The 1,296-nt window shown below is 26.2% G+C and carries 2 protein-coding genes; both read left to right on the top strand.

Annotated features, from left to right (window positions below):
- The first annotated feature begins 172 nt into the window (after positions 1 to 172).
- On the top strand, positions 173 to 550 hold the full coding sequence (locus BM384_RS17110) for a hypothetical protein (protein WP_090015483.1): 378 nt from the start codon (positions 173 to 175) through the stop codon (positions 548 to 550).
- Positions 550 to 1,218 (top strand): ABC transporter ATP-binding protein, encoded by a 669-nt coding sequence (locus tag BM384_RS17105; RefSeq protein ID WP_090015481.1) that lies wholly within the window; start codon positions 550 to 552, stop codon positions 1,216 to 1,218. The genes BM384_RS17110 and BM384_RS17105 overlap by 1 nt, the downstream gene beginning before the upstream one ends.
- Positions 1,219 to 1,296 lie beyond the last annotated feature (78 nt).

The following is a 1,296-nucleotide window of genomic DNA, read 5'->3' as shown; positions in this document are numbered from 1 at the left end:
TAATTGAGGTATGATGTAAATCTCAATAACTTTATAGGGATATTTTATTACTATTTTTGAAGCAATAAAAGACGCCAAAAACTTTTACGCTTACATAATATCTACAACATTTATTAATTTAATTCCTGTTCTAAAGTTAGATGGATACTGGTTCCTTAGTGATTGCTTGAGATTGTCTAATATTAGTGTTGAACCATTTAAGTCAATAAAGAGATTGATTTTAAAAGCTATAGATAAAAATGAGATGAAAGAAAAGTGTACAAATTCTGAAAAGGTAAAAGGAATATATAGTTTAGTGTATGTTATATCAACAATATTAGTAATAACATATGGGGTAATTCTAGGTTTTGGATTTCTTACTGATTATTCAACTATCGTTGATGAATTTCATTGTTTTATTAGTAGTATTAGAGATGGAAAAATATCAAGTGCATTTAATATATTTAATAAGTTATTTGTAGTTATTTTACCTATTTTGTTTATTATATATGCTATTTTAAAAGTGATATTTATGAGTTTAATAAAATTAGTAATAAAAAGGAGAAGGTAATGATTGAATTAAGAGAGATATATAAAGAATTCAAATATGGAGATTCAGTACAAGGTGTACTAAATGGAATTAATCTAGATATTAAGGATGGTGATTTTATAACTATAATGGGCAAGTCTGGAAGTGGGAAAACTACTTTATTAAATCATTTAGCCTTGTTGCTAGAGCCATCTAAAGGAAAAATAATATTTAATAATAAAGAGGTAAACTTCAAAAAAGAATCAGAAGTAAATACTATAAGGAAAAAGCATTATGGATTAATATTTCAGAATCCTAATTTAATTCCTTGTTTAAATCCTTTGGAAAATGTATTAATTGCAAGTGACAAAGATGACAAAAAGACGAGAAATATAGCAATTGACTTGTTAAATAAAGTTGGGTTGGCAGATAAAATTAAATGTGATGTTAAGGCTCTATCAGGAGGAGAAGCACAAAGAGTAGCAATAGTTAGAGCACTTATAAATGAACCAGATATAATATTATGTGATGAACCTACTGGAGCTTTAGATGAAAAAAATAGTAAAAATATAATTGATTTATTATTGGACATAAAGAAGGAAAAAAATTGTAGTTTAATTATTGTAACGCATGACAATTTAATAGGAGAGTTGGGGAGTAGAAGACTAATAATTGAGGAAGGAAAAGTAAATGCTCTTAAGCCCCGATAATTATTTGGACAAATCATATTAGTATAGGTTATACTAAATATAGTAATTATTGGAGGTAATTTATGAAAGGAAAAACTT

Source organism: Clostridium sp. DSM 8431, assembly GCF_900116755.1.
Classification (GTDB): domain Bacteria; phylum Bacillota; class Clostridia; order Clostridiales; family Clostridiaceae; genus Clostridium.
Note: the sequence above shows the minus strand (reverse complement) of the source record. Positions and strands in the feature narration are given on the sequence as shown.